At 34.8% G+C, this 23,587-nt stretch carries 12 protein-coding genes; 6 read left to right on the top strand and 6 right to left on the bottom strand.

Features of this window, described 5'->3' with window-relative positions:
- Positions 1-293: 293 nt before the first annotated feature.
- The 5 genes from B2745_RS12250 to B2745_RS12230 all read right to left on the bottom strand — a co-directional run bounded on the left by B2745_RS12250 (position 294) and on the right by B2745_RS12230 (position 10,396).
- Positions 294-1,832, bottom strand: coding sequence for a DUF7594 domain-containing protein (locus B2745_RS12250; protein ID WP_304067005.1), 1,539 nt, complete (start codon positions 1,830-1,832; stop codon positions 294-296).
- A gap of 9 nt (positions 1,833-1,841) precedes the next feature.
- Positions 1,842-3,401, bottom strand: a complete 1,560-nt coding sequence (locus B2745_RS12245) for a RagB/SusD family nutrient uptake outer membrane protein (protein ID WP_304067002.1) — start codon at positions 3,399-3,401, stop codon at positions 1,842-1,844.
- Between the two features lie 4 nt (positions 3,402-3,405).
- Positions 3,406-6,576 carry a SusC/RagA family TonB-linked outer membrane protein gene (locus B2745_RS12240; protein WP_304067000.1) on the bottom strand — a complete coding sequence of 1,057 codons (3,171 nt, stop codon included), beginning with the start codon at positions 6,574-6,576 and terminating at the stop codon, positions 3,406-3,408.
- A gap of 10 nt (positions 6,577-6,586) precedes the next feature.
- Positions 6,587-6,874 carry a hypothetical protein gene (locus B2745_RS12235; RefSeq protein ID WP_304066999.1) on the bottom strand — a complete coding sequence of 96 codons (288 nt, stop codon included), beginning with the start codon at positions 6,872-6,874 and terminating at the stop codon, positions 6,587-6,589.
- Between the two features lie 450 nt (positions 6,875-7,324).
- Positions 7,325-10,396 (bottom strand): discoidin domain-containing protein, encoded by a 3,072-nt coding sequence (locus B2745_RS12230; RefSeq protein WP_304066997.1) that lies wholly within the window; start codon positions 10,394-10,396, stop codon positions 7,325-7,327.
- A gap of 492 nt (positions 10,397-10,888) precedes the next feature.
- On the opposite strand from B2745_RS12230, the gene B2745_RS12225 reads away from it, so the two are divergent.
- Positions 10,889-11,044 carry a hypothetical protein gene (locus B2745_RS12225; RefSeq protein ID WP_304066996.1) on the top strand — a complete coding sequence of 52 codons (156 nt, stop codon included), beginning with the start codon at positions 10,889-10,891 and terminating at the stop codon, positions 11,042-11,044.
- Positions 11,045-11,101: 57 nt separating this feature from the next.
- On the opposite strand, the gene B2745_RS12220 is transcribed toward B2745_RS12225, so the two are convergent.
- A complete protein-coding gene (locus B2745_RS12220; protein ID WP_304066995.1) occupies positions 11,102-11,626 on the bottom strand; it encodes a hypothetical protein in 525 nt (174 codons plus the stop codon).
- An 892-nt stretch (positions 11,627-12,518) separates the two neighbouring features.
- On the opposite strand from B2745_RS12220, the gene B2745_RS12215 reads away from it, so the two are divergent.
- From B2745_RS12215 to B2745_RS12195, 5 genes are all read left to right on the top strand, one after another.
- Positions 12,519-15,734, top strand: coding sequence for a SusC/RagA family TonB-linked outer membrane protein (locus B2745_RS12215; protein ID WP_304066993.1), 3,216 nt, complete (start codon positions 12,519-12,521; stop codon positions 15,732-15,734).
- 20 nt (positions 15,735-15,754) lie between these two features.
- Positions 15,755-17,290: a RagB/SusD family nutrient uptake outer membrane protein gene (locus B2745_RS12210; protein WP_304066992.1), complete on the top strand. Its 1,536-nt coding sequence runs from the start codon at positions 15,755-15,757 to the stop codon at positions 17,288-17,290.
- 108 nt (positions 17,291-17,398) lie between these two features.
- The gene (locus B2745_RS12205; RefSeq protein WP_304066990.1) at positions 17,399-20,344 is read left to right on the top strand and encodes a hypothetical protein; all 2,946 of its coding nucleotides are present in this window, start codon (positions 17,399-17,401) and stop codon (positions 20,342-20,344) included.
- Positions 20,345-20,409: 65 nt separating this feature from the next.
- Entirely contained in the window at positions 20,410-21,426 is a 1,017-nt protein-coding gene (locus B2745_RS12200) for an alpha/beta hydrolase (protein WP_304066988.1), read from the top strand.
- Positions 21,427-21,487: 61 nt separating this feature from the next.
- A complete protein-coding gene (locus B2745_RS12195; RefSeq protein WP_304066987.1) occupies positions 21,488-23,512 on the top strand; it encodes a hypothetical protein in 2,025 nt (674 codons plus the stop codon).
- Positions 23,513-23,587 lie beyond the last annotated feature (75 nt).

The raw sequence follows: 23,587 nt of genomic DNA, 5'->3' as shown, positions 1-23,587 counted from the left end.
CTCGGCTAAAGTTTAGCTTGTATTAATTTCTTTTGTTTGAATTATTTTACAATGAGGGATATCAGTATAATTCTTAAATGGTTAAAATTATTTATTCCACCAAAAATATAGCATCATTATGTCTTTCAGTCATCTCTACATAGATAAAAAAAGAGGCTGTCTCAAAAATCATATTTGTCACATTGAGCGGAGTCGAAATGTTCTCTGATATACTCAGAAAAGGCTTCGACTCCGCTCAGCCTGACACAAAGTGGTGATTTGAGACAGCCTCTAAAACTATATTTCAGATATAATTATCTGATATTAAATGTTAAGTTAACTAACTGATTATATATACCTCCTTGGAAATCTCTAGCCTCTAAAATTGCAGTATCTGTACTTGGGGCAGTGCCATTGTACAAGTATTTTACTACACCTTTAGCTATCTGCTCTTGTGTAAAAGAAGCGTTTACAAGTAATGGGATACCATTTAAAACTAAGAATCCGTTTTGAGGAGCCTGAGTTAAAGTGTAAGAAATGTTTTTATCAGCAGTACCTTGAAATCTAAGCTCATTTAAAGACAATACTTTAACTGGGTTTGAAACCTGAACTTCTATTGGATTATTTGCTGCGGGACTAATAATACTAACCGGTGGACTGCTAAGAATTAATCTTGATCTGAAAGCCCCACCACTGAATTCTTTAGAACGGAAATGTGTGTTTAAATCTGGAACAACAGCACCACCAATATTTACAAAGGTTTTACCTTGGCTTAAAGCAGCATTATAGAAAGAAGTAATGTCAATATTTGCCCATGTATTTCTCATGGCTTGAGTTAAACTTAAGCTACCAATTGAAATAGAACCAAAAGTTGGTGCAGTTACCCAGCTTACTGTGCTTTCGTTCCAATCAACATTTTGCTCTTCAAAGAAATTCATGGTAGTAGGAGTTTGAGGATTGTTAATTTGAATAGTATTGAAAAACATTTCTAGCCTTACAGTTCCAATTCTACCATTAAAACGAGGTCCCCTAACAGCATACTGAGTTAAAGTCCTTTTACTAAAACTTGCGGCATTACCTGTAGCGCCAAACAATTTAGTTTGTACGTCTTGTATACTGCCATAATTTAATGTTCTATTAGCAGTTCCATTCTGAAGGTAAGTATCTTTAGTCACGTAAATGGTATCAGTTAAAATAGAAACATTAGCTGGGTTTACTTGATCCTTAGGATTTGTTTTAGCTGTATAATAGGTGAAAGTGTTTACCACATGAGCTACCCCATTAATAAATTCTAAATTTTGAGTTCTAACGCTAGCACTCACGGAGCTTGCATTGGGTGATGAATTAACGGTTAGTACATACTCGTTGCCAACAGCAATACTACGGGTTAGGTATAAGCTATCATTACTTAAACTAGGGTAAGAATAATTTACGCCTGCTTCTAAATCAAAAGATCTTACACGTCTCTCAATAATATTGTTTAGTAAGATATTCTTCAAAATAATAGCTGGTACATCTTCTACTTCAGTATAACCTAAACCTTCAATGAAATTTTGAAGTACATCATCATTAGGAATAATTACCGTTAAGTTTTGTTTAGAATCATTTAGTAAATCTTTTAAACCTGCATGTTGTATAGCTTTACCAAATAAACCAATCTTGGTAGGGTCATTTTCATGGAAGTTATTTTCTGATATAAATTCCCATACGGTCTTAGTTTTAAGATTTACACCAGCTGAAATATGCTCTACATTTTCATTTTTAAGTAGTGAAAATTTTTCACAAGAGGTGATACTCATACTGAGTATCATTGTACAGATTAAAATCTTTAGATAAGTTATTTTCTTCATCATTTCTTGATTTTATTTGTAAAAATTATTTTGCTCGATCAATGGGTTTAATCTAATCACATTTAAGTTAATCGGAAATAAGATGTTTGCTGCATTAACTACAAGAGGGCGTTCCACACCATTAGCGGTAACTTTGGCCGTTAATACTCTACCAGTTCTTACCAAATCAAACCATCTTTTACCCTCAAAACATAGCTCTTTTTGTCTTTCTTCCAAAATAACATCAATTGCTGCACTTCTTGAAAGCGCCATAAATGCAGCCATTTCATTACTACCCGTTGGACCAGTATTAAATTTGTTATTGGGATTTGGATTATTAATTACATAACCTGTTGGTGAATTTGCATCCGGAGTTTGTATTTCTACAGGTCCAAATGTTCTTTCTCTAATTCTCTTAAGTAAATTCCAAGCAGCAGCTCTATCTCCTTTAGCAACAAAGGCTTCGGCTCTTAGCAAGATGATATCTGCCAATCGGTACAGGATTACATTTTTGTCGTTTTGGGTATTTCTATCAAAAGTTCCTTTAGGGAATTGTTTAAATATTTGAACACTAGATCTAAAATTAGCCAAATTCCTTAAGTCTGTTGATGAAAATTTTGAAGCAAAAACAGCATTAGCTACAAACTGGGCTACACCATCGCCACCAGCAAATAAAGCTAATAAACCAGAAGTAGTACCTTCATCAAAGCTGTACTCAATCTCAAAAATAGATTCCGGACTAAATCCATCAATAAACATTTTGGCATATTCTGTATTGTCAATATCTACTTGCGGTCTGCTTAAATAATCTATGTTAGGATCATGTAATGCGGCTAATCTGTACTGCGTAGTATTGTCTAAGATATTTCTAGAGTATATTAATGCGCTATCAACATTATTGCGCCACATGAAATAATCGGTAAGAATAGCGTCAATTCCTCCTTTAGTTAGTGTGGCTCTGGTTCTTCTAGCATCTGTATAAGATGCAGGTAGTAAATCTCTTGCTTGCAATAAATCTGTAGCAACCTGATTGTAAACTTTCAGAGAATCTGTTCTTGGGGTTTTAAAAGAATTAATGTCTCCATTGCTTAATATAGGCTCGGTAATAAGAGGTACATTTCCCCAAACTTTAGTCATCAGCAAATAGCAATATGCTCTTAAACCTAAAGCCTGCCCTAAAACTCTATTATACTCGGCTGTTTGATTAGCATAAATGCCTCTTTCCCTCATTTCTTTTACATTCTTGATAATCAAGTTGGCTTGACCAATCACCCTGTAAAAGTTAGACCAATCAGATATCGCTAAATCAGGACTTAACCTATTTCCTAAAAGGGCCAAGTTGGTCACATTGTCTTCTCTGGGTACTGCAAGCATGTCTGCTCTGGCTTCACCGTATAAGACAAATTCAGTATTTAAGGTAGATTGTAATCTGAAATATGCTCCACTTAATGCCGCACTAGCTTGCGAAGGCTCATTCCAATAATTATCGTAAGTATATTCTGTTAGAGGGTCACGATCTAAAGCAGATTTACATGAACTAATAACTGTTATAAGACAGCCTAATCCGGTTAAAAGTTTGATGATATTTTTCATGTAATTAAAATTTAATGTTTAGAGATAGGTTATAAGATCTGGTTCTAGGAAATGAACCATTGTCAACACCAAACCCTAGTGGGTTGTTTCCGGCACTTACCTCTGGGTCATAGCCGGTATAACTACCAAAAGTGAATAGATTTTGAACACTAAAACCTAAATTAGCAGCGTTTAATCCAATATTCTTTATGGTCTTTGGAGGTAAATTGTAACTTAAGGCCACATTTTGAACTCTGATAAAAGAGCCATCTTCTACAAACAAACTACTTACCGAATAATTTCTCATACGATCACCTCGTTCTAGTCTTGGCACATCTGTTACATCACCTTGTTGTCTCCATCTTCTTAATTGCTTAGTAGAATAGTTAACGTCAAATTGGTTACCATCTAAACGTCTGTTTAAATCGTTAAAGATATCGTTACCAAAAACAGCATTGATAAATAGGTTTAGTGTGAAACGCTTGTAAGAAAAAGTATTTTGAAATCCGCCAAATGCTTTAGGTGTTGGATTTCCTATAATTTGCTGGTCATCAATATCAATAATGCCATCATTATTGATGTCTTCAAAAATAACGTCACCACCTTTATATATGTCCCCATCTGCAGAGCCTCTTCTATACTGTGAAATCTGTCCGTTAGCATCTATATATACATTGTCTTCATCTCTGGCATAAATTCCTAAAGCTTTAAAGCCATAAAAAACACCAACAGCTTCGCCAACACGAGCTAAACTGAAATTAGTTGGTCTATAATCCTCATTACCAGGTAATGAAGTAACTTTATTTCTATTTAAACCAAATGTTATTGTTGATGACCACTTAAAAGCTTTATCAATAACTACTCCGTCTACAGATAGCTCTACACCTTTATTACTTAAACTTCCGAAGTTAAACGGAATAAAGCTATAACCTGTTTGGGTAGGTATTTGTACGTTAAATAATAAATCGTTACTGTTTTTGGTGTAGTAATCTGCTGTAAAATTTAATCGTCCTTTAAAGAAAGAAAGATCCGTACCTATATCAAATTGTTTGGTGGTTTCCCATCTCAAATCTGCATTTCCAAGGGCATCTGCGGTAATAGAAACTTCACCCAAATAAGAGCCGGCTCTTCCTAAAGAGCCTTTTGAAGCATAATTAGCAATATTTTGATTTCCAGTGATACCATAACTCGCTCTTAATTTACCATCATATAACCAACCTAACTTTTTGCTCCATTTTTCTTCAGAAAAACGCCAGCCTCCGGATACAGAAGGGAAATAAGAGTTTTGATTAGCAGTTCCAAATCTCGAAGAACCATCTCTTCTCATTAAGAAAGAAAACAAGTATTTACTTTTATAGTTATAATTTGCTCTGGTAAAATAAGAAAGCAGAACGTTCTCTTGCATACTTTGGTTAAAAGTTGAAATACTTGCCGAGCCGCTAATAGCAGTAATTTGGTTGTCGATATTTCCTATTCCTCTAACAAAAGTGCTATTGGTTTTAAAAATTTGATAAGATTGGCCCAACAAGAAAGTAAGGTTATGCTTTTTCTTAAACGTCTTTTTATAAGTCAATGTGTTCTCATTTACGATTGAAGATCTCAATTCAGGACGATAGTCGCTGAAAATGGATTGAGCTGATAAATTGGTGGATAAAATAGGAGGGTTGTAGAAAAAACTTTCTGTATTACTATAATCTAAGGAAATATTGGTTCTAAAATCCAATCCTTTTAAAATAGTAGCAGTAAATTCTTGCTTACCTAAAATACGCCATCTTTTTACATCATTGGTCATGTATAAAGCTTGCGCCAAAGGGTTGGGTCTAGAGGATTCAAACAAAGGGATAATACTTCCAGTAATAGGATCATAAGGGCTATACACCGGGAAACTTCCTAAATACCTAAAAATAATACTATTGTCTTGTCTGTTATAATTATAGTTTGACAAATTAAAGTTAGTAGAGCCTTTAATAAATTTACTGATGTTATAATTTACTTTGGCGTTTCCGAAAACCTGTTTGTACTGTGTTTCAATAACAATGGGTGCTAAATCTCTGTAACCGGCACTAATAAAATAATCTACATTTTTCTCTTTAGAAGTACCACTTACACTTAAATCTAGCTTTTGCTGAAAGGTTTCGCGATACATGATATCCTGATAATCATAAGAATCACGATAGTAGGGATGTAAAGAATCATATAAAGGAATACGGGTTGGTGGCAAGCCAGTAGCATTGATAGCAGCATCATAATTTGCGCTTCTGAATTGAGTAGCATTAAGAATCCCTATCTTTCTGGAAATATCTACAAAACTGCTATTATATGCCAAATTAATTGTTGGCTTAGTGCTTGTTCCCGTTTTAGTAGTAATTAATATAACGCCGTTAGAAGCTCTTGAACCATAGATGGATGCGGTTCCAGCATCTTTTAACACTTCAATAGAAGCAATATCTGCTGGATTGATATCATTTAAAGGACTAAAAGAGGCACCATCATTTAAAGATTCAAAGGTGTCATTATTTACAGGAATTCCATCAATAATAAATAAAGGCTGACTTGCTCCATTAATAGATGAAACCCCTCTTAAGGTAATGTTGGCACCAGCCCCAGGCTCGCCAGAATTGTTTGTGATTTGTAAACCTGCAATTTTACCTTGTAAACTGGTATTGATAGAACCTCCGGCAAACTGATCAATTTGATCAGCCTTTATGGAACTTGCAGAACCTGTGATTTCACTTTTAGCTTGTGTTCCATATCCTACAACTACTACTTCATTTAGGTTGGTATAATTTTCACTTAACTGAACGTTGATAATGGATTGATTACCTATTTTTCTTTCTGTGGTTTTAAATCCTAAATAAGAGAAAACGAGGATAGCATTTTCATCGGCAGCTTTGATACTGTATTTGCCATCAACATTAGTTTGTGAAGAAATATTAGTGTTTTTTACTTTTATAACTACACCAGGTAAAGCATCCCCATTTACATCTGTAACTTTACCAGTAACCATCACCTGTTTTTGTACTTGCTTAAAGTTCTCTGTTTGATGAGAAAGAGTAGCTTGTTCATATCCAGAGGCACTAGCCTGTAAGATGGTTGCTAAGGTTAAAGTAAGTGTAATTTTCACTATGGGTAAACTTCTTTTAAAGGAGGTATAATTTTGCTTTTTACGTATAGTGCTTCTACCATAGAAATTCATACTTCTAAATTTAGTTTGGTTTATAATTAGGTTTATTATACTCAATTTTTTCGAGGTAACTCAAATTCATTCTTTTCGTATTTAAACAGCGAAATGAGTTAAACTGGGCTATACGTTTAATTTTTGAGATACCTTTATAATCATTAAACAGATAAGGTATGGTTAAATTAAAATTTTCGTAGTCCTCATGTATGCTAGTTTCTCCAGTAAGTTGCCGCTGTTTAATATAAATAAGCTTTGTAGTCATGTGCGAACCGCCAAAATCTGCGTTCATCACAATATGAGGTGCGCTTTTCATTCGTTTTAAATTTTTAATAATTGGTTTATTTGGTTTATAAAGCAATGTTAGATAAAACATAAGCTTTAGCATTGTACTAGAGTCTATTTTGATTGTACCAAAGTCTAGCTTTTTAGAAAATGCTTGTAATAGCCTTGATGAGGGGGGTATTAGTAGATAAGAAAATACATATTTTAGTTCGAAATCGCTAGACGAGATAGGCTATAGAACCTTCTTCTCCGATCTATGAGATAAACTTTAAAAGTATGATGATGTATTTTTCCATCAAGCTTTTAGGCTAAACCTCTTTTAAATTGTGGATGGCTTGAATGCTTAACTATCAAGATGGTATTTTCGAAAATTCCATGAACTGTTTAATCAAGAGGATGATTTATCATCAGCATGTTGATTCGGATTTTGAATAAATCTATTCTAAAAAAAAATATTCAGTAATCTGCTACAGAATATTTTTTAATCAGCTTTAATAAGTGTTATTTCTGCTAATGATGCTTTAGGATCTTTAGGGTTAAAGCCATTTAAGGCAACAAGTTTTAAGAACTTCACTGCTACAGGCTCTGGAAAAAGAATCGTCTTTATTTTATTATCATAACTGAAGGTACCTTCAACTAAAGACTTTTCCCATTTTTTACCATCATCACTAACAAATATGGCGTAATCTTTAATCCAGCTTGCTTTTTCTCCGGTATATTCAGGGTCTCTTGCCGGAAGACAAGTAAGTCCTTTTAGTTTAGTAGGATGGTATAGTTCTAAAACAAGTTCATGCGGATAAGGAGAGACAGGGTCTTTGCCTTTACTCTGCCAAGAAGTTATCGGATCACCGTCAATAGCATTCTCTGGTTTAAAGGTTTCTCTTTTCCCAACGGCATCAAAACTATCTGAACTGATACTGGCAATTTCAGGTGTAAAAAGCTTATCAAGTATTTCTAAATTCAGCTCTTGCGTGGGTACAAATTTATCAGAGCCGGCGTAATCGTATAAATTGCTTAAAAATTGGCGACAAGCAGCATCCTGAGGTACTGCCGTTGGATCAAAACCACAAACTAAAAGCTTACCCTTACCAACTGTAGCTTCAAAAACAACTCCGAGTTTATGGTTTCTTTTAAAATTATCAATAACCTGAATTATTGGACGATAAGCGGCTGGAGTACTATCTAAATTGAAAAAACGAGCATGCTCCATAAGGTTAAACCATTGCCAATTGCTGTGATTTTCAGTTGGAAACTTTGCAAAAAACGGTTCATCCGGATTACACAATAAGCCCATTGTATTTGGCCTTTGCGTAGGAAACCATATCGGACTCCAAAAAACGGGTAAAAACCTACCAGGCATAGAGGATTTGGTATAAGTATGATGCGAAAAAAACACTACTTTTTTGCCACTTTCAAGCATTTTTTTGGCAATATCCCATCTGTTACATACCGTTACGGTTGATGGTGCTTCGGTTACAACTTTTGTTGGATATACCCAAATATCCCAACTGTTAATTGCTTTTGCTCCATTTGTTAATGATACAGTTACCGTAAGCTTACAAGGAGCTTTTGCACTAAGCAATGATGCTTGAATATTTCCTATAGAACTTAATTTTCCAGTTGGTAAAACATCAGATTTAAGATTTCCCTCATCTATCAAATGTCCTCGCTCATCTTTTATCTTCCAATGAACTTGTGCTTTTGATAAATCTGTAGAACCGTAATGTGCCACATCAATACTTGCATTAAAAGATTCATCTTGCGTATAAGTTCGTTTAGGCATACGTAATAGCGGGACAGTACTAGAACAATATTCACGAAACTTTTTAGGCGTAACAAAGCCTTTAGATTTCCAAAAAGCATCAAGAGGCCCCACCAATGCTGTTCCTTGAGTTGGATAATCATGTAAATCTAACAGTTGAAATCCTCCATATCCCGGAGTACGCAAATGCACTTCAATTTCTTCTTTATACAATAAGGTAGAAAATTTCCCGCTTGCTTCTACATATTTTGGTGCTTGGTCAAGAAGATTTTTTTTATTGAGGTCATCACGAATCATTTCATAATTCTTCAACTCCATCACTCCATTCCATTTTTTTATTTCTTTAAAATCAGGATAATACATCCATTCTCCAATTTCATGGCCTATTATTGGAATTTTCTCTTTAACCACAGCATTCCTTAAATCTCGAAAAGTACCAGGCCCAAATATCCCTCGGCCGCCAACGGTTACCGTAAACTGACGATTTTGAGTCTTTTGTGCATTAGAAGGAGAGGAGTAAACATGACGAGAATCATGCGTTATAAGCATCTGAACCCATCGTGATAATACCTCATCTTTGCCACCATATTCATTCCCTGGTGTCATTAAACAAAAGGATGGATGATTGCCATAGGTATCAACAATACGTTTTAACTCTGCTTCAATGAATTTATCTCTTGCAGGATCCTGACCTGCTGCTACATTGGCTTGTGGGGCTTCTGTTTGTACGATGATGCCCTCCTGATCTGCTGCAATAAATGCTGCTTCAGGTGGTGTCCAAGAATGAAAACGAATGCTATTGAGACCGTAAGACTTCATGATTTTATAGATACGCTTCCAGGCTCCAATATCAGTTGGTGGGTATCCTGTGAGTGGCCAAATCGAACATTCTAAAGTACCACGCAAGTAAATTGGTCTGCCATTTAAAATAAATTGCGATTCTTTGATTGCAAACTCTCGCATTCCAAATTGAACAGTGCGTTCATCACCACCCAATTTCACCGTAACCTTACTCATATTTGGCGTAAATTCATCCCATAGCTTTGCAGTACTCATAGCTATTTCTACTTCGGCTTGCCCTCCTTTTGTATCCCAATAGGCTTTAATGTTTTTTCCATTGATATACATTACACCACTATCTGCCTTGCCTGTTGCATTGCCAATCTCTACTTTTACCACTGCATTTTTTTTAGCAATATTTGGATAAACCTGTATATTATGAATCCATACTGGTGGTGTTGCATCTAATGCTATACGGCCGATAATGCCATTCATATTGCCCCATGTACCACCAAAAAGTGCAGAAACAAAACGACCAAGATCTAGCTTTACCGTATTATCTACACAGATGGTGAGTTTATGTTTCCCAGGTTTAATATTTGTCCCAAATTCATAAGTATGAGGTGCTACAAGACTCTCCTGAGTTCCTAAATATTGATCATCAATCCAGACCTTGGTAGTCCAACGACAACGTTCTAAAAACAGGCTGATTCGCTTTCCTTTCCAATTTTCAGGTATTTCAATCTCTCGTTGATAATAAACTGGTCCTGTATAATTAAACTTCCTGTAAGGTCCTTCAAGCGTAGCTGTTGCAGTATTTTTTGGTCCAATACCGGCATCATCAATAGTGCCTGGTAAACGAATTTTCCCCTTTAACGTTTGGGTAAAAGCCGGATAAGTTGCATCTGCAATTTCAAATCTCCATTGACCAGCAAGAGAAATAGATTTTTCTTTTGCTATAACGTAAGAGCTAATGATACAGAATAAAGAAAGTGAAAGAAGCAGTTTCATTTTTGATGGTTCTATACTTGGAAATTTATGTCTTAGAGCGGGTTAAATATACCCATGTAAGAACACTATTAACATGTACAATTAAATCAAAAAACTAGATTATTCAATCATGCTTACCAAGCTGTTAAACATCATGATATTATTTTTAAGATTATCCTTAATGATTGAGACCTCAACATAAAGTTGATACAAAGCAAATATTAACAGAGTAATAATGCGATACTAGCAAGTAAATTAAAAGGTCTTTATAGGGTTAATTATCTTGTTAAAAACGAGTAATGACCCTGTTAGCACCCTGTTAGTACCCTGTTAAGTAGGGTATTTAACCAGTTTAGCTATAGAAGTAGAATTTCTTAATTGGTTATTGGAGTGATTAAATAATGCTATATACATTTTATAAATGTCTACTTCATTAGTTCTAATTAAAAATATTGAGCTGATTTAAAATGTAAATACTATTTTAGTGGCTAAGCTTAATACCTAAGAATAAAAATGGGTCTATCTAATTTTGAGTTTTTAGAAAATGAATTTCCGTTATTGTACAATTTGGCACAATCTGCCGAGTATAACTTACATACTGATTCTACCATAACACTCATCAAATTAAGGCAATTTGCTGAGCACATGAGTGAGTTGATTTTTAATTAAACGATAAAATAGAATCCCTTTAAAGCCTCAGTTACCACTTTAATGCGGACTATGTTTTCATGCATATTGTCTATTAAATAACTGTCTTAAAAGTTCTAGCGCTTTTTCACACTCTCGGGGCTTTCCAATTCTTATGGCATCAACAAGTGATAACATTTGATATAGGTTTTGGTCTTCCAATGCGGCTTTTACTTGATTAGGATATAACGGTGCCACCGCTTTGCCTTTTGATTTTCCTTGTGGATCTGGCCAAACATAAACTGTTTTGGAAACAAATAATTCTTGGAGTAAAGGGGAGCTATGCGCAGTGGGCATTCCTCTAACGATTGCACCAATTTCTACGGGGAAGACAAAACCAATGCCATTCTCGATAAATTTCAAGAGGGCATTCTTTTGAACTTTTCGCTTATCGGGACTAATCAAACGGGCAATCATCGACCTGTTCAACGATTCGCTGATTTCCGAAGGACTGATAAAAAGTCCAGATGACAAGTCTTTTTTAAGCCAATTTTCACCTGGCAGAGCTATGATCTTCAAGAGTACCACCACATCATGTGGCCTCATGCCATTATGTGCTTTCATACTTAAAAGTAATACATCAATTCTCAATTCGCGAACTGAGAATTGATTTTTCTCTACTGTGGGGAGAGCTGTTAAAGAGCGTTAAATCAACTCTATATTTTATACTAACTTACATTGTCTTTGTAAAACTCTAGAGCAATTTTTAAAATTTCATTTTCAACAAACAGCAGCCCTTTTAGCGTTAGCTGGCCTACTTTTTCAAAAGGTCTCCAATCAAGGCTTTTAAAAAGTGGATTCCCCACAATATGTATATTACATTTCCTTACATAAGGTACGCATGACTTTACCAATTGAATGTCATACCTTAAAAATCTTATTATTTTAAGGTGAAATTAAATTTCTTGACTTTAAAGTGGGACTGCTTAAGCGTGAAATACCTTAAAATTTGGCCTTTTTAAAGCTAAATAGGAATTCGACCTAAGAATAATTTAGTAATAAGCAATATGACTTAAAAGTATGGTATTTTAAGGCTAAATAGGGAATACGAAATTATTGAATCAAGAAATGACAGGCTTACACAGAATTGTTTATTTCAACATAAATTTTAAATTCAGTCTTTTTCCAAGTATAAGGAACTTCTTAGCTAGAATTTTTGAATTAATAAAATAAAAGAATCTATCTTTTTTGCTTATTATTTGTATTTCTCAAAGAAAGTATCTACTATTGTTTTATAATTACCAAACCAAACCAAACCAATTATAGTTATTTAAGTTATTTATTAATCATAGTTATTTGTTTGAATTGGAAGAAATAAATCTATTAACCAATTACTAAATATTTTGACCTCATTTATTAGGAGTTAAGAATTGTATAATATATCAATTGGTTAAGTATTTCATAATTATACTTAATTTATAAAGTAAACCAAAAACCAAAATAAACCATGAACTATATGATTAAATCATTACCAAAAAAAATGTATAGGATTTTATATCTTATATCATTTTTACTATTCACCTACAATTCAATGGTGTTTTCACAGCAATTAAAATCTATAACTGGTATTGTAATAGATGGAGATAGTAATGAAAGTTTACCGGGTACTTCTATTACGGTAAGAGGAACAAATCGTGGGGTAGTTACTAAAGCAGATGGGAAATACGAAATTCAAGCAAAAGCTGGTGATGTTTTAATTTTTAACTTTTTAGGTTTTATAGAACAATCTATAACTGTTGGCGATAAAACTAACATCGATGTCAAACTAGAGTCTTCAGCTAGTTCTTTAAATGAAGTGGTTGTAATTGGTTATGGTTCAATTGCAAAAAGCGACCTATCAGGCGCAGTTTCTTCAATAAATGCTAAGGATATAGGCGATCAAAGCTTCTCAAATTTTCAACAGTTTTTAAGCGGGCGAGCCTCTGGTGTTGTAGTTCAAGAAGCTTCGGGTGCTCCAGGTGCTGGTTTAAGTATTGAAATTCGCGGTATGTCATCTATTTCTGGTAATTCTCAACCTCTGTACGTCATCGACGGATTGCCATTTGATGCGATTGAATCTAGTGGAGGAAGTATCTATGCTCCCAATACAGTAACAAATCCATTGGCTGATATTAACCCGAATGACATTGAAAGTGTTGAAATTTTAAAGGACGCGTCAGCGACAGCCATCTACGGCTCTCGTGGAGCTAATGGTGTAGTGCTTGTGACAACAAAAAAGGGTAAAATTGGTGCCCCACGTATTAATTTGAGCTATAATTATTCTTTATCTGAAATGAATTTCCCTGTAGATAGGCTCAATCTGGCAGATCAAATTACTGCTGTTAATGAAAGATTAGCTTACCGAGGCTTCGATCCAGGATATACCCCTGAAGAAATACCAAATGTCAAATATTATGACCATTTAAGAGACGTTAGCCGAACAGGTAGTATTAAAGATGCAAATCTATCAATTTCGGGAGGAACAGCCATGGCTAAATACTATATCTCTTATCAGAATTTTGATCAGCAAGGTATTTATAAAAACTCTGGTTTAAACAGAAATAGTGTTAAAGTCAACTTAGAAAGTAATATTTGGAAAAATTTAAAACTTACTTCAACAGCAACATATAATAGGACTGTTAATACCGGTTATCCTGTTACTTCTAGTTTGGGTAGTGGGCTTTTTACAAGTGCTCTAGCGTATTCCCCATTAGTCCCTATGATCAATCCCGATGGATCTTATAATAAATTAGGTGATTATAGATATGGAGATAGCGTTTATGAAGATCCGCTCTTAGGGACTATTTATTATAATCCTCGTTATGATATTGAGACTCAGATTTTAGGAGCTATTAGTGAAGAACCTTCAAATAATACCATGGTATTGATTAACGACTATAAGTCCTTAAATACGGCTCAGACACTTGTGGGGAATTTCGGTTTAAGCTATAAAATCAGCAATAAATTTACATTAAATGGAAAATTAGGTGTAATAGCAAGGCAAGCTTTAGCTCAAACCTATCGCCCTCGTTCGCTACCTGTTGAACGAGCCTGGAAGGGTATGGCTCGACTTGATAATGGACAATCAAAGAAATTATTATACGAATCAACTCTTAATTATAATACCAAAATTGGAAAACATAAAATTGACGGGGTAGTAGGTGCAACCCTTGAGAAATATGAAGGTGAATCTTTTTTTTCGGAGACCAGAGAGTTCCCTAATGATCTAACGGGTTTCTACGATATTGGGGCGGGAAGTAGTCCTCAAGTGCCACGAAGTGATTATGACGGCAATCAACTGGCCTCTTATCTTGGTAGGTTCAATTATAATTTTGATAACAGATATTTAGTAACATTAACTGGAAGATATGATGGATCTTCAAGATTTGCAAAGGGCAATCAGTTTGGCTTCTTCCCTTCCGCCGCTGTCTCTTGGAGAGTTCTCAATGAAAAGTTTATGAAAAGCGTTAAGTTTCTTTCAGATCTGAAACTCCGGGCCAGTTACGGTGTTGTAGGCAACCAAGCTGTGGGTAATTATTCTACATTATCAACTTATGGGGCAGGGTCAAATTATAATTTTGGAAGTGTCATAAATACGGCATATACATCCTCTCGTCTACCTAATCCTGATCTTTCTTGGGAAGAAAGTAAATCTTTAAACTTAGGAGCAGACGTTGCAGTACTAAAAAACCGGATTACCCTAGGTATTAATCTTTATCAAAAAGACACAGAAAAACTGCTCTATACTGTAATAACTCCATTAACTACGGGCTTTTCAAATACGGTTCAAAATGTTGGTGCAATGCAGAATAAGGGTCTTGAACTTGATATTTCAGTAATCCCATTTAAAGGGAACTTCTTTTGGAAAAGCGATTTCAATATAGGCTTCAATAGAAATAAAATTGTAAAGTTTGCAGGCGACTTAGATTATATTCAAAGTGGAACAGAAATAGGAGGTTTTACCCGATCTTATTTAGGAAGACCTATCGCAGAGATTTATGGGTATAGAACTTTACCTGTTTGGAATCCAGAAAGCCTTGCAGCAAAGCCAGCAACTTTTCAACCAGGTGCTAGAGAAGGCGATGCTAGATACGAAGATGTAAATGGAAATAATGTTTTGGATAACGAAGACCTTGTGCCGCTAGGGAATTCGCTTCCGAAGTTTACTGGGGGGTTTGGAAATAACATATCCTACAAAAGTTTTGATTTTAACATATTTATGAGCTTTTCTTATGGCGCTTATGCTTATAATGCGTTTGTTGCAAGAATGGCAGATGTTGGAGGAAATAATACAGCGAACAAATTTTTCGAAAACAGATATCGTACGATTACTCCGGATATGGACTTAGAAACTGTAGAAAAACTAAGGGCTTTTAACCAAAACACTCATTATCCACGGGCAGGAGCCTATACTGAAATAAGAACTTCAAGAGATTATTACGTTGAAGACGCTTCTTATATAAGAGTTAATAGTATGACGTTTGGATATACATTAGACTCTAAATTAGTCAATAGAATAAAAATACAGAGTGCCAGATTATTTATAACTGCACAAAATCCATTTATAATAACTAATTACTCAGGTATTAATCCTGAAGGTGCATCTTCTAACACTACGATTGCTAGAGGAATAGATAATGGTAGTTATCCATTATCAAAAATATTCTTGTTTGGGGCTAACTTAAGATTTTAAAATAATTAATATAAATTATTATGAAAAAGCTATTAATCTATTTCCTGTTATCATCTGCCATATTATTTCAATCTTGCGAAAAATTTCTTCAGGAAGACCCTCGAAGTTTAGTAACGCCAGATAAATTTTTTAGAACTCCAGCAGATGCAGTAGCTGCGGTTAACGGAGTTTATGTTGCTTTGTTAAAAAGCGAGGTAATAAGTAATCAGAATTTTTTCGTTTCAGAATTAACGGCCGATGATGCATTTTATGCAGGAACTCCTGTTTTTGAAAGGGATCAATTAAATTTATTGACTTTTGATGAGAAAAGTACATACTTTCGAGATGTATGGGCTAATCGTTACCGGGCTATCAGTCGGGCAAATGAAATCTTATTATATGTTAATTCATCTAATGCTGGTGCATTGGCCGATAGGGTAAGAGCAGAAGCTTGCTTTCTTAGAGCTTTTTCTTACTTTGATCTTGTGCGTTGGTTTGGAGATGTGCCTTTAGTTACTAAGGTTGTATCTGATCCTTTTCCTGCAAAAACTTCTTTATCGATAGTTTATGATCAAATTATTGAGGATTTAAAGTATGCAGAGCAATACCTTGATGATAAATATGCATACATGGATCCTAATGGAGGGCGTGTAACCAAGGCAGCAGCAAAAGGGTTATTAGGAAAAGTTTACCTTACTATGGCAGGAGAACCTCTTAAAAAAACAGAAATGTTTGCACTGGCAGAGCTAAAATTAAAAGAAGTTATTGATAATAGGGTTCAATATGGCTTAGCTTTTCAACCAGTTTATAGAGATATGTTTCCAATATTACCAACTGATGCAACCAAAGCTTTAAACACAGAGAATATGTTTTATAGCCGTAGCCATTCTACTTTGTCATCTGTATCAGGTAGCTGGTCGTTTAACAGAATCCAAACATGGACAAGGCAATTTAATTTTCGTGCTTCATCTGATATTATAAATCCTACTGAAACTAATGCCACTGGTGTTTATCAAAGAAATGATCTAAGAAGAAAAACAAACGTTGGTAGAACCCGAGGAACTACATTAGTAGATATAGATGCAACCGGTTCAGCCATATCGGGAGCAAGTGCAATTGTTGTAACTAAGTATATTGATTTCGGAAACACTAGTAACTCAGCAATTGACCTCCCAATATTACGATATACTGAAGTTTTGTTAATGTATGCTGAAGCATTAATTGAACAAAATAAAGATTTGGATATAGCCAAAGGATATATTAATATGACTAGGGGGCGTGGTGGAATTGGAAATACAACTGCTGTAGGACAGGTAGCTTTAAGAACAGAACTTCGGGCAGAACGTCACAGAGAATTTTTCTTTGAAGGGATAAGAAGAAATGATCTTGTTAGATGGGGAATATATAATCAAACTGTAAAAGCAGCTAAACAAAGAAGCTTTCAATATCATAGAAATTCAAGTATTGGAAACATAGATTATATGGATGATTTAAAATATATTTTATTCCCTATACCTTATAATGATCTGGTAGCAAACATCAATCTTGTTCAAAACACTGGATATGTTGGTAGATAAGAAATCTTATTCTTGATAAAAATCATTAGGAGGGTAATAGCAATAATCATTCTGTTATTCTCCTTTATAATATTTTAAACGAAGATTTACTTGATCGACCCTCAAATAATGAAACAGTTAATACAACTCCGACCTTTATTCCTCCTTTTTATAAGTTTAATTTTTAGCTTCGATATAGCTATTGCTAAAAAAGTAACTACATCTTTAGAAGCAGCTTCTTCAAAAGCTCATTTATCGAGAAAAAAAGTTATTCACTTAAAAAATGAATTTATCGAAATAGACTTTGTACAATGTTTAAAAGAACAAAAAGCCAGTTACACTCCTGTAATAAAAGTTAAAACTTCTTTAGGTTGGAAAAAGTTAGAAACAGATCCAACAGCCGAATCGTATCAAATAGTTTCAGCCGGCGAAACCTCTACAATGGAAATTTCCGGCTTCTACCCTAAGTGGGTAAAATGGGTTTCTCCTAACGAGACGAATATCACAAAGAAAAAAACATTTACCAATACAATTTGGGAGGCTGGAAAAAACTATGAACCTATTATTTCGGCAGTAAAACAGGACGGAAAAAACAGAGTTAGTCTAGAGTTTTACCGTTTAGATGTAGGTGTATTCAAAGCCGTGTGGGAACTTTTTCCTAATGAAAAAAATATACGTGTACAGCTACAATTTACTCCACAAAATTCTGGTCAATATTCGTTAGGTTACTTTGCATTCAATAGAAAATCTCTTGATGAAGTTGAAGAACTCTTAATGCCGATGACTGTCCAACGAAAGCGTTTCCCAACCAAAACATATACACTTTTGCAAGCAGAGTGTCCCACTCCTATTTCACTAATGCAGGTTTCAGAAAACAAACAATCAATTATTTATGGAATCGCTGCGGATTCGAGTGAAATCCCGTATGAATTTCCAATACCGATTAAATCAAGATTTGGTATTCATATTCGGAATTCTCAAGGACAGGTACAACCCTCAATCTACGGACCGCTCATCGGCACCACTGGTTCTCAGAAAAAATCAGGTGAAACCTTAACTTTCTCATTCAGAATCCTAACGGAGTCAGGAGATTGGTATAGTTCTTACCGTAACGTTTGCGATGAAGTGTTTGGTTGGAGAGATTATAGAACAAACGGGGAAATTTCTCTTACAAATGCAGCTTATAATATGATTGATCTTTATATGAACGATGAATATAGTGGTTGGTGGCAACGGGCTAAAGGATTTTATCAAATAGAATCTAAAAATGGTGCAACTCAAGCTTCTCCTCTAACAGCGGTATCTTTATACTATCTTACCGGAGACACTAATCTTTATAAACGCCGTACTTTACCCACTTTGGAATATTTCCTATCGCGTAGTGGACCACACTTTTCTCCCATCCCAGAAGATACAGGAAGTGGGTATCCTGCTGGTACAATGAACGGACCTCCAAGGTATTTTGGAAAATCTGTTTATGGAGATTTAGAAAAAATGTTAAATGGCAGAACACTAGCATTTAAATCCGCTGCATTAAAGGCTTCAAATGTAACAACACCTTATGAAGGAGGGCACATTCAGCCATTTGATGATTGGTTAGGTCGTTATTTATATAATGGAGATAAACATGCTTTAGATAGTGCGATTAAATATGCAGATAAGTACATAGACTCGGCTATAAATAAAGCACCTCAAAAAGACTTGGGAATTAATCCTTTTTTCCTTGTTTCTTTTGTCCCGAATTGGGAGGGACTTTTGCGACTCTACGAGGTCACCAAGGAAAAGCGATTTTTAGACGCTGCTAAAAAGGGTGCACAGCTTGTTATGACCGGTATTTGGACTCAGCCTATGCCTCCACAACGTAATACTACCATCCACCCCAACGGGATTGTACACGGAGATAAAATGGATAGAGAATTATATAAAGGATCAATCAAATATCGAATTGGCTGGCCTAAAAGAGAAGACGATTCCCCAGAAAAAGAGGTGCCAGCTTGGTTAGTATCAAACGCCGGTTTGGGTTTTGAGGCACCTACCACCTATACATACAAAAGTAACGGTGGACGGATGATTTCAATGTCCTCTTGGAGTGGGGCTTTTCTTAGATTAGCACTATATACTGGCGATAAACAGTTTGAAACGTATGCCCGTAATGCGGTATTGGGACGATTTGGCAATTACCCAGGTTATTATTACACCACCTTTACTGATTTGATGCAAGACCCAAATTATCCCTATAAAGGCCCTGATGTTGGTTTTATATACTATCATCATTTGCCAGTACATCTTTCTTGGACAATTGATTACTTAGTAAGCGAAGCAAAACTACGTTCAAAATCAAAAATAAATTTTCCAGGGTTACGCCAGTTTGGATATGCTTTTTTTGATTACCTAGTATACGGCAATCAGCCAGGTGATATTATGGGAATTAAAGATACGTGGTTATGGTTACGCAAAGGCCTAGTCAATGTTGATAATAATCAAATTAATTACCTAACTGCTCATACAGATAATAAGTTTTTTGTGATTTTGATGAACGAAAGTTCAGAGACCCAAAAGACAAATATTACGTTTTTTCCATCTGTAATTAGTAAGTCTGCCCAAATCTTTAAAAGTTTTAAGGTAATGGGTGAAAATGGAGAAAACTTTGCCCTTAAAAATAACTCCGGACAAATTGAGATAAAGCCTAGAGGTCTTCAGGTTATTGAAGTTGATGGCTTAGATATCGATGTTCCTTTGCATAAAAAGCAATTAGGTACAATCCCGTCCAAGTTGGGCACAGCAGAACTAACAACTAATAATGGAATGAAAGTGAATGCTGCCGCTATTCAAATTTTGCCAGGTAGCTGGAGTGCATACATATGGTCCAACGCTAATTCAAAATCCTTGAATGAAATATCCGTTTCATGGACTTGCGGTGATAAGACCGGCGTATTAAAAGACCTAGAATATCCTTACGAATTCTCTATAGAAGTTCCAGATAAGGAAAAGCAATTCCGTTTTTCAGTAAGTGGGATTGATGTTAATGGATCCGCATTTCAAACTAAAGAAGCTGTTATTGGGGTCGTAGATTAATGATTAAATGTATTTGACTCAAATCAATTTATTAATAAAAAACATAAGTTAATAGGTGAAAAATCATGATAAATAAAAAACAAATTCTGTTATTTATATGCCTATTTCCTTTTACCAGCTTAGTAACTGCTCAAAATAGTTTTAAGACGAGTGATAAAAAAATGATGTGTACTTCAAATTATAACAAAAGTGAAGTTTTAATAAAACAGGCAAATAAAACAGACTTAAGAAGTTTTGAAGGAGTAATAAGAAAATCATTTGAAATAGATCTAAAAACTAAAAAATCTTTTACATATAAAAATGTGGAGGGAAAAGAATTACAGATATTCGGTTTCTTTCCTAAGAAACAATTGAAAAAGCAATCTTGTGTAGTATTTATACATGGAGGGAGTTGGAGCGGGGGCAATATTCAAGGTTCTATGAAATGGTGTAGGTATCTTGCAGAGCAAGGCACTGTAGCATTTACAATTGAGTATCGTTTGTCCACTGATAAGCCTTACAAATGTTTAGAAGATATCAAGTCTGGTGTCAGGTGGATTCGTAAAAACGCCTTACAATTTAATATTGACACCACTAAAATTGCGCTTTCTGGCAGTTCAGCAGGAGGGCACCTAGCTGCAGCAACTGCAACCATTAATGAGTTTAATTCAGCTAATGATGATTTGAGCATCAGCTGTAAACCGCAACTTTTATTATTAGTTTCTCCCGTTATAGACAATGGTCCTGATGGATTTGGTTATGAGCGTGTTAAAGACTATTGGAAAGAATTTTCTCCTCTACATAATATGAATGATAATTTACCTCCCACCTGTATTCTATTAGGAGAAAAGGATCCTCTGATTCCTGTGAAAACCGCCCTAAAATTTGCTGAAGCGGTTAAGAAGTCTCGAAGTGATATTAAATTCTATGTTTTTAAAGGAGAGGGGCATAATATTTTTGATCAGAGTAAAAGTGAACTAGCAGATCCAATTATTCAAACCTACTACTATTGGCAAAAATTTCTAGCTCAACATAAATACGTTACAAAGCCCAAGAAACTTAAAAGCGGGTATAAAATACCTACTGAGAAGTATAAAATCTAATCAATAATATTCCTTTAAAGGAAAAATATCAATGATAATCATCAAATTGATCAAAAGTAAAATGAAGAAATTAGCTATACATTTAAGTTTATTATTGAATGTTTTATTCTTTTTCAACACTTATGCTCAATCTGGTTCCTTTACGGTAGAGGAACCTACTACTTCCATGACAAAAAGCTGGACTTATACTGTGCCAAAACAAGGTAATTATCAAATTGGTTATGCGTGGATTTGGGTAGGAGGAACAGACAAACAGGTGGATTTAGAAATTAAAGTAGGAGATGAAATAATAAAAAAATTTACAGCAAAATCTGAAATAGCACCTTATAGATTTGAAACACGGTTAGAAAATCTTAATCCGGGTGATGTTGTATTAGTAAAAGCTACACCGTTAAATGGTGGATCGTATAAATTGAATTATCGTTTGGCTTATGCAACACCAACCTTTGAGAATGCAACTAGTTTCAATGTGGCCTCTTATGGAGCAGTAGGGAATGGTGTTACCAATGATTATAACGCAATTAAAGCGGCTTGGCAGGCTGTTAAACAGACGGGCGGAGTTCTTACATTTGATGGCTCTAAAACTTATTACGTAGAAGGCCCAAAAGATTATGTAGTGTTCGATCTTTTGAATAATTCTAATATAAAAGTTGTAGGAAACGGAGCTAAAATTATCCTACATCCTTTGGGTAATTTTATCCGTATTGATAATTCAGAAAATATTCAAATAGATGGTTTCACTACTACTTACGGCCCTTTACCGTATTATCAGGGAGAAATATTGAATATAAACCCCAGTGAGCTTTATCTTGATATGCAGGTAGATCCAAGATATGAGGTTCCCCAGATAGGAAAATATATATCTCCTCAGGAAAAGTTCGGACGTTCATTTTGGGTAACTATTCCCAATACAAAAATTGGAGATGGAAGACATCTTGGTGTAGATAGTACAGCAAAAATAGGTGATAATAGCTATAAAATAAGGGTGTTCTTTAAAGAAGGTGAGGGAAACGATTTGCTAGTTTCCAAAAATTCAAATGCAACTGATTTTATTTTACCTCATAAAGAGTATGCACAAGCTGTAACTGGCAAATATTCTTATTATTGTTCAATTTTGCGTAGCAGCAGAATTAAAATAAGTAACATCCTAACACATTCTATATGTCATTTCGGCTATTCTATAGGAAGTAATTATGGCCCAGTAACTTTTTCAAATGTTGATATATTGGCACCTAATGAAGCAGATATGCATGTAGCTTGGAGAGATGGCTGGCATGTTTGGGGCAACCGCTACGGAATAATGATAGAATATGGGGATTTCGATGCAGGTTATATGTATGATGATATTTTTAGTCCGCATATGAATGTTCCAGTTGTTGATAATATATCAGGTAGCACAATACGTTTGAAAAGCAAACCTGGAGAATCCACAGAGAAATATACTGATTCCAGACTATGGTTGTTAGGCGATTTGGTGAGTTTTTGGAATGATGAACAAACAGTATACTATGGAATGGCTCGTATAATCAACGTTTTACAAACTTCGGAATCATTGGTAAGCATTACGTTAGATAGAGTTTTAGATCAGTTAAAAGCAGGCACTTACGCTATTAATGAAGAGAATATTAATAGGGATATGGTTATTCGAAATTCAACTACATCACCTAAGGGAAGAATAGTAGCAGTAAGGCAGCGTACACCAATATTATATCAAAACTGTCATTTTCAGAATATTCACTTTTGGATTTATGCTGGGGAACCTTGGCGTACACGCCCTCGTAATGTTGTTTTCGATAATTGTACTATTGATGAAAGGCAAACATTTAATGTAGATGATACTTGGAATTTAACCCTTAAAAACACTACCATGAATGGCCAATTGGATATTGAGAATTGTCCTAGGTTAGTACTGGATAATGTTAAAACCACAAGCTTAAAACTAAGAAATAAGAGTATAGCTTATATGTTTGGAAATACATGTGATGGCAACATAGTTCAAGACTATGATAAAGATGCTTCATCAGTCATTTTTACTTCCAAGCCGGATGAATATCCGTTTTATAATCCTCCTTTTTTGATAAAATAATTAAATTACTTCTAAAAAAGAGAATAGCAAGTCATCCTTCTACTACTCTAAGCCAATATATTTATTGAATAGGCT

It is taken from the genome of Pedobacter glucosidilyticus (assembly GCF_002483235.1).
Lineage (GTDB): Bacteria > Bacteroidota > Bacteroidia > Sphingobacteriales > Sphingobacteriaceae > Pseudopedobacter > Pseudopedobacter glucosidilyticum_B.
This window is presented reverse-complemented; position numbering and strand designations above follow the sequence as displayed.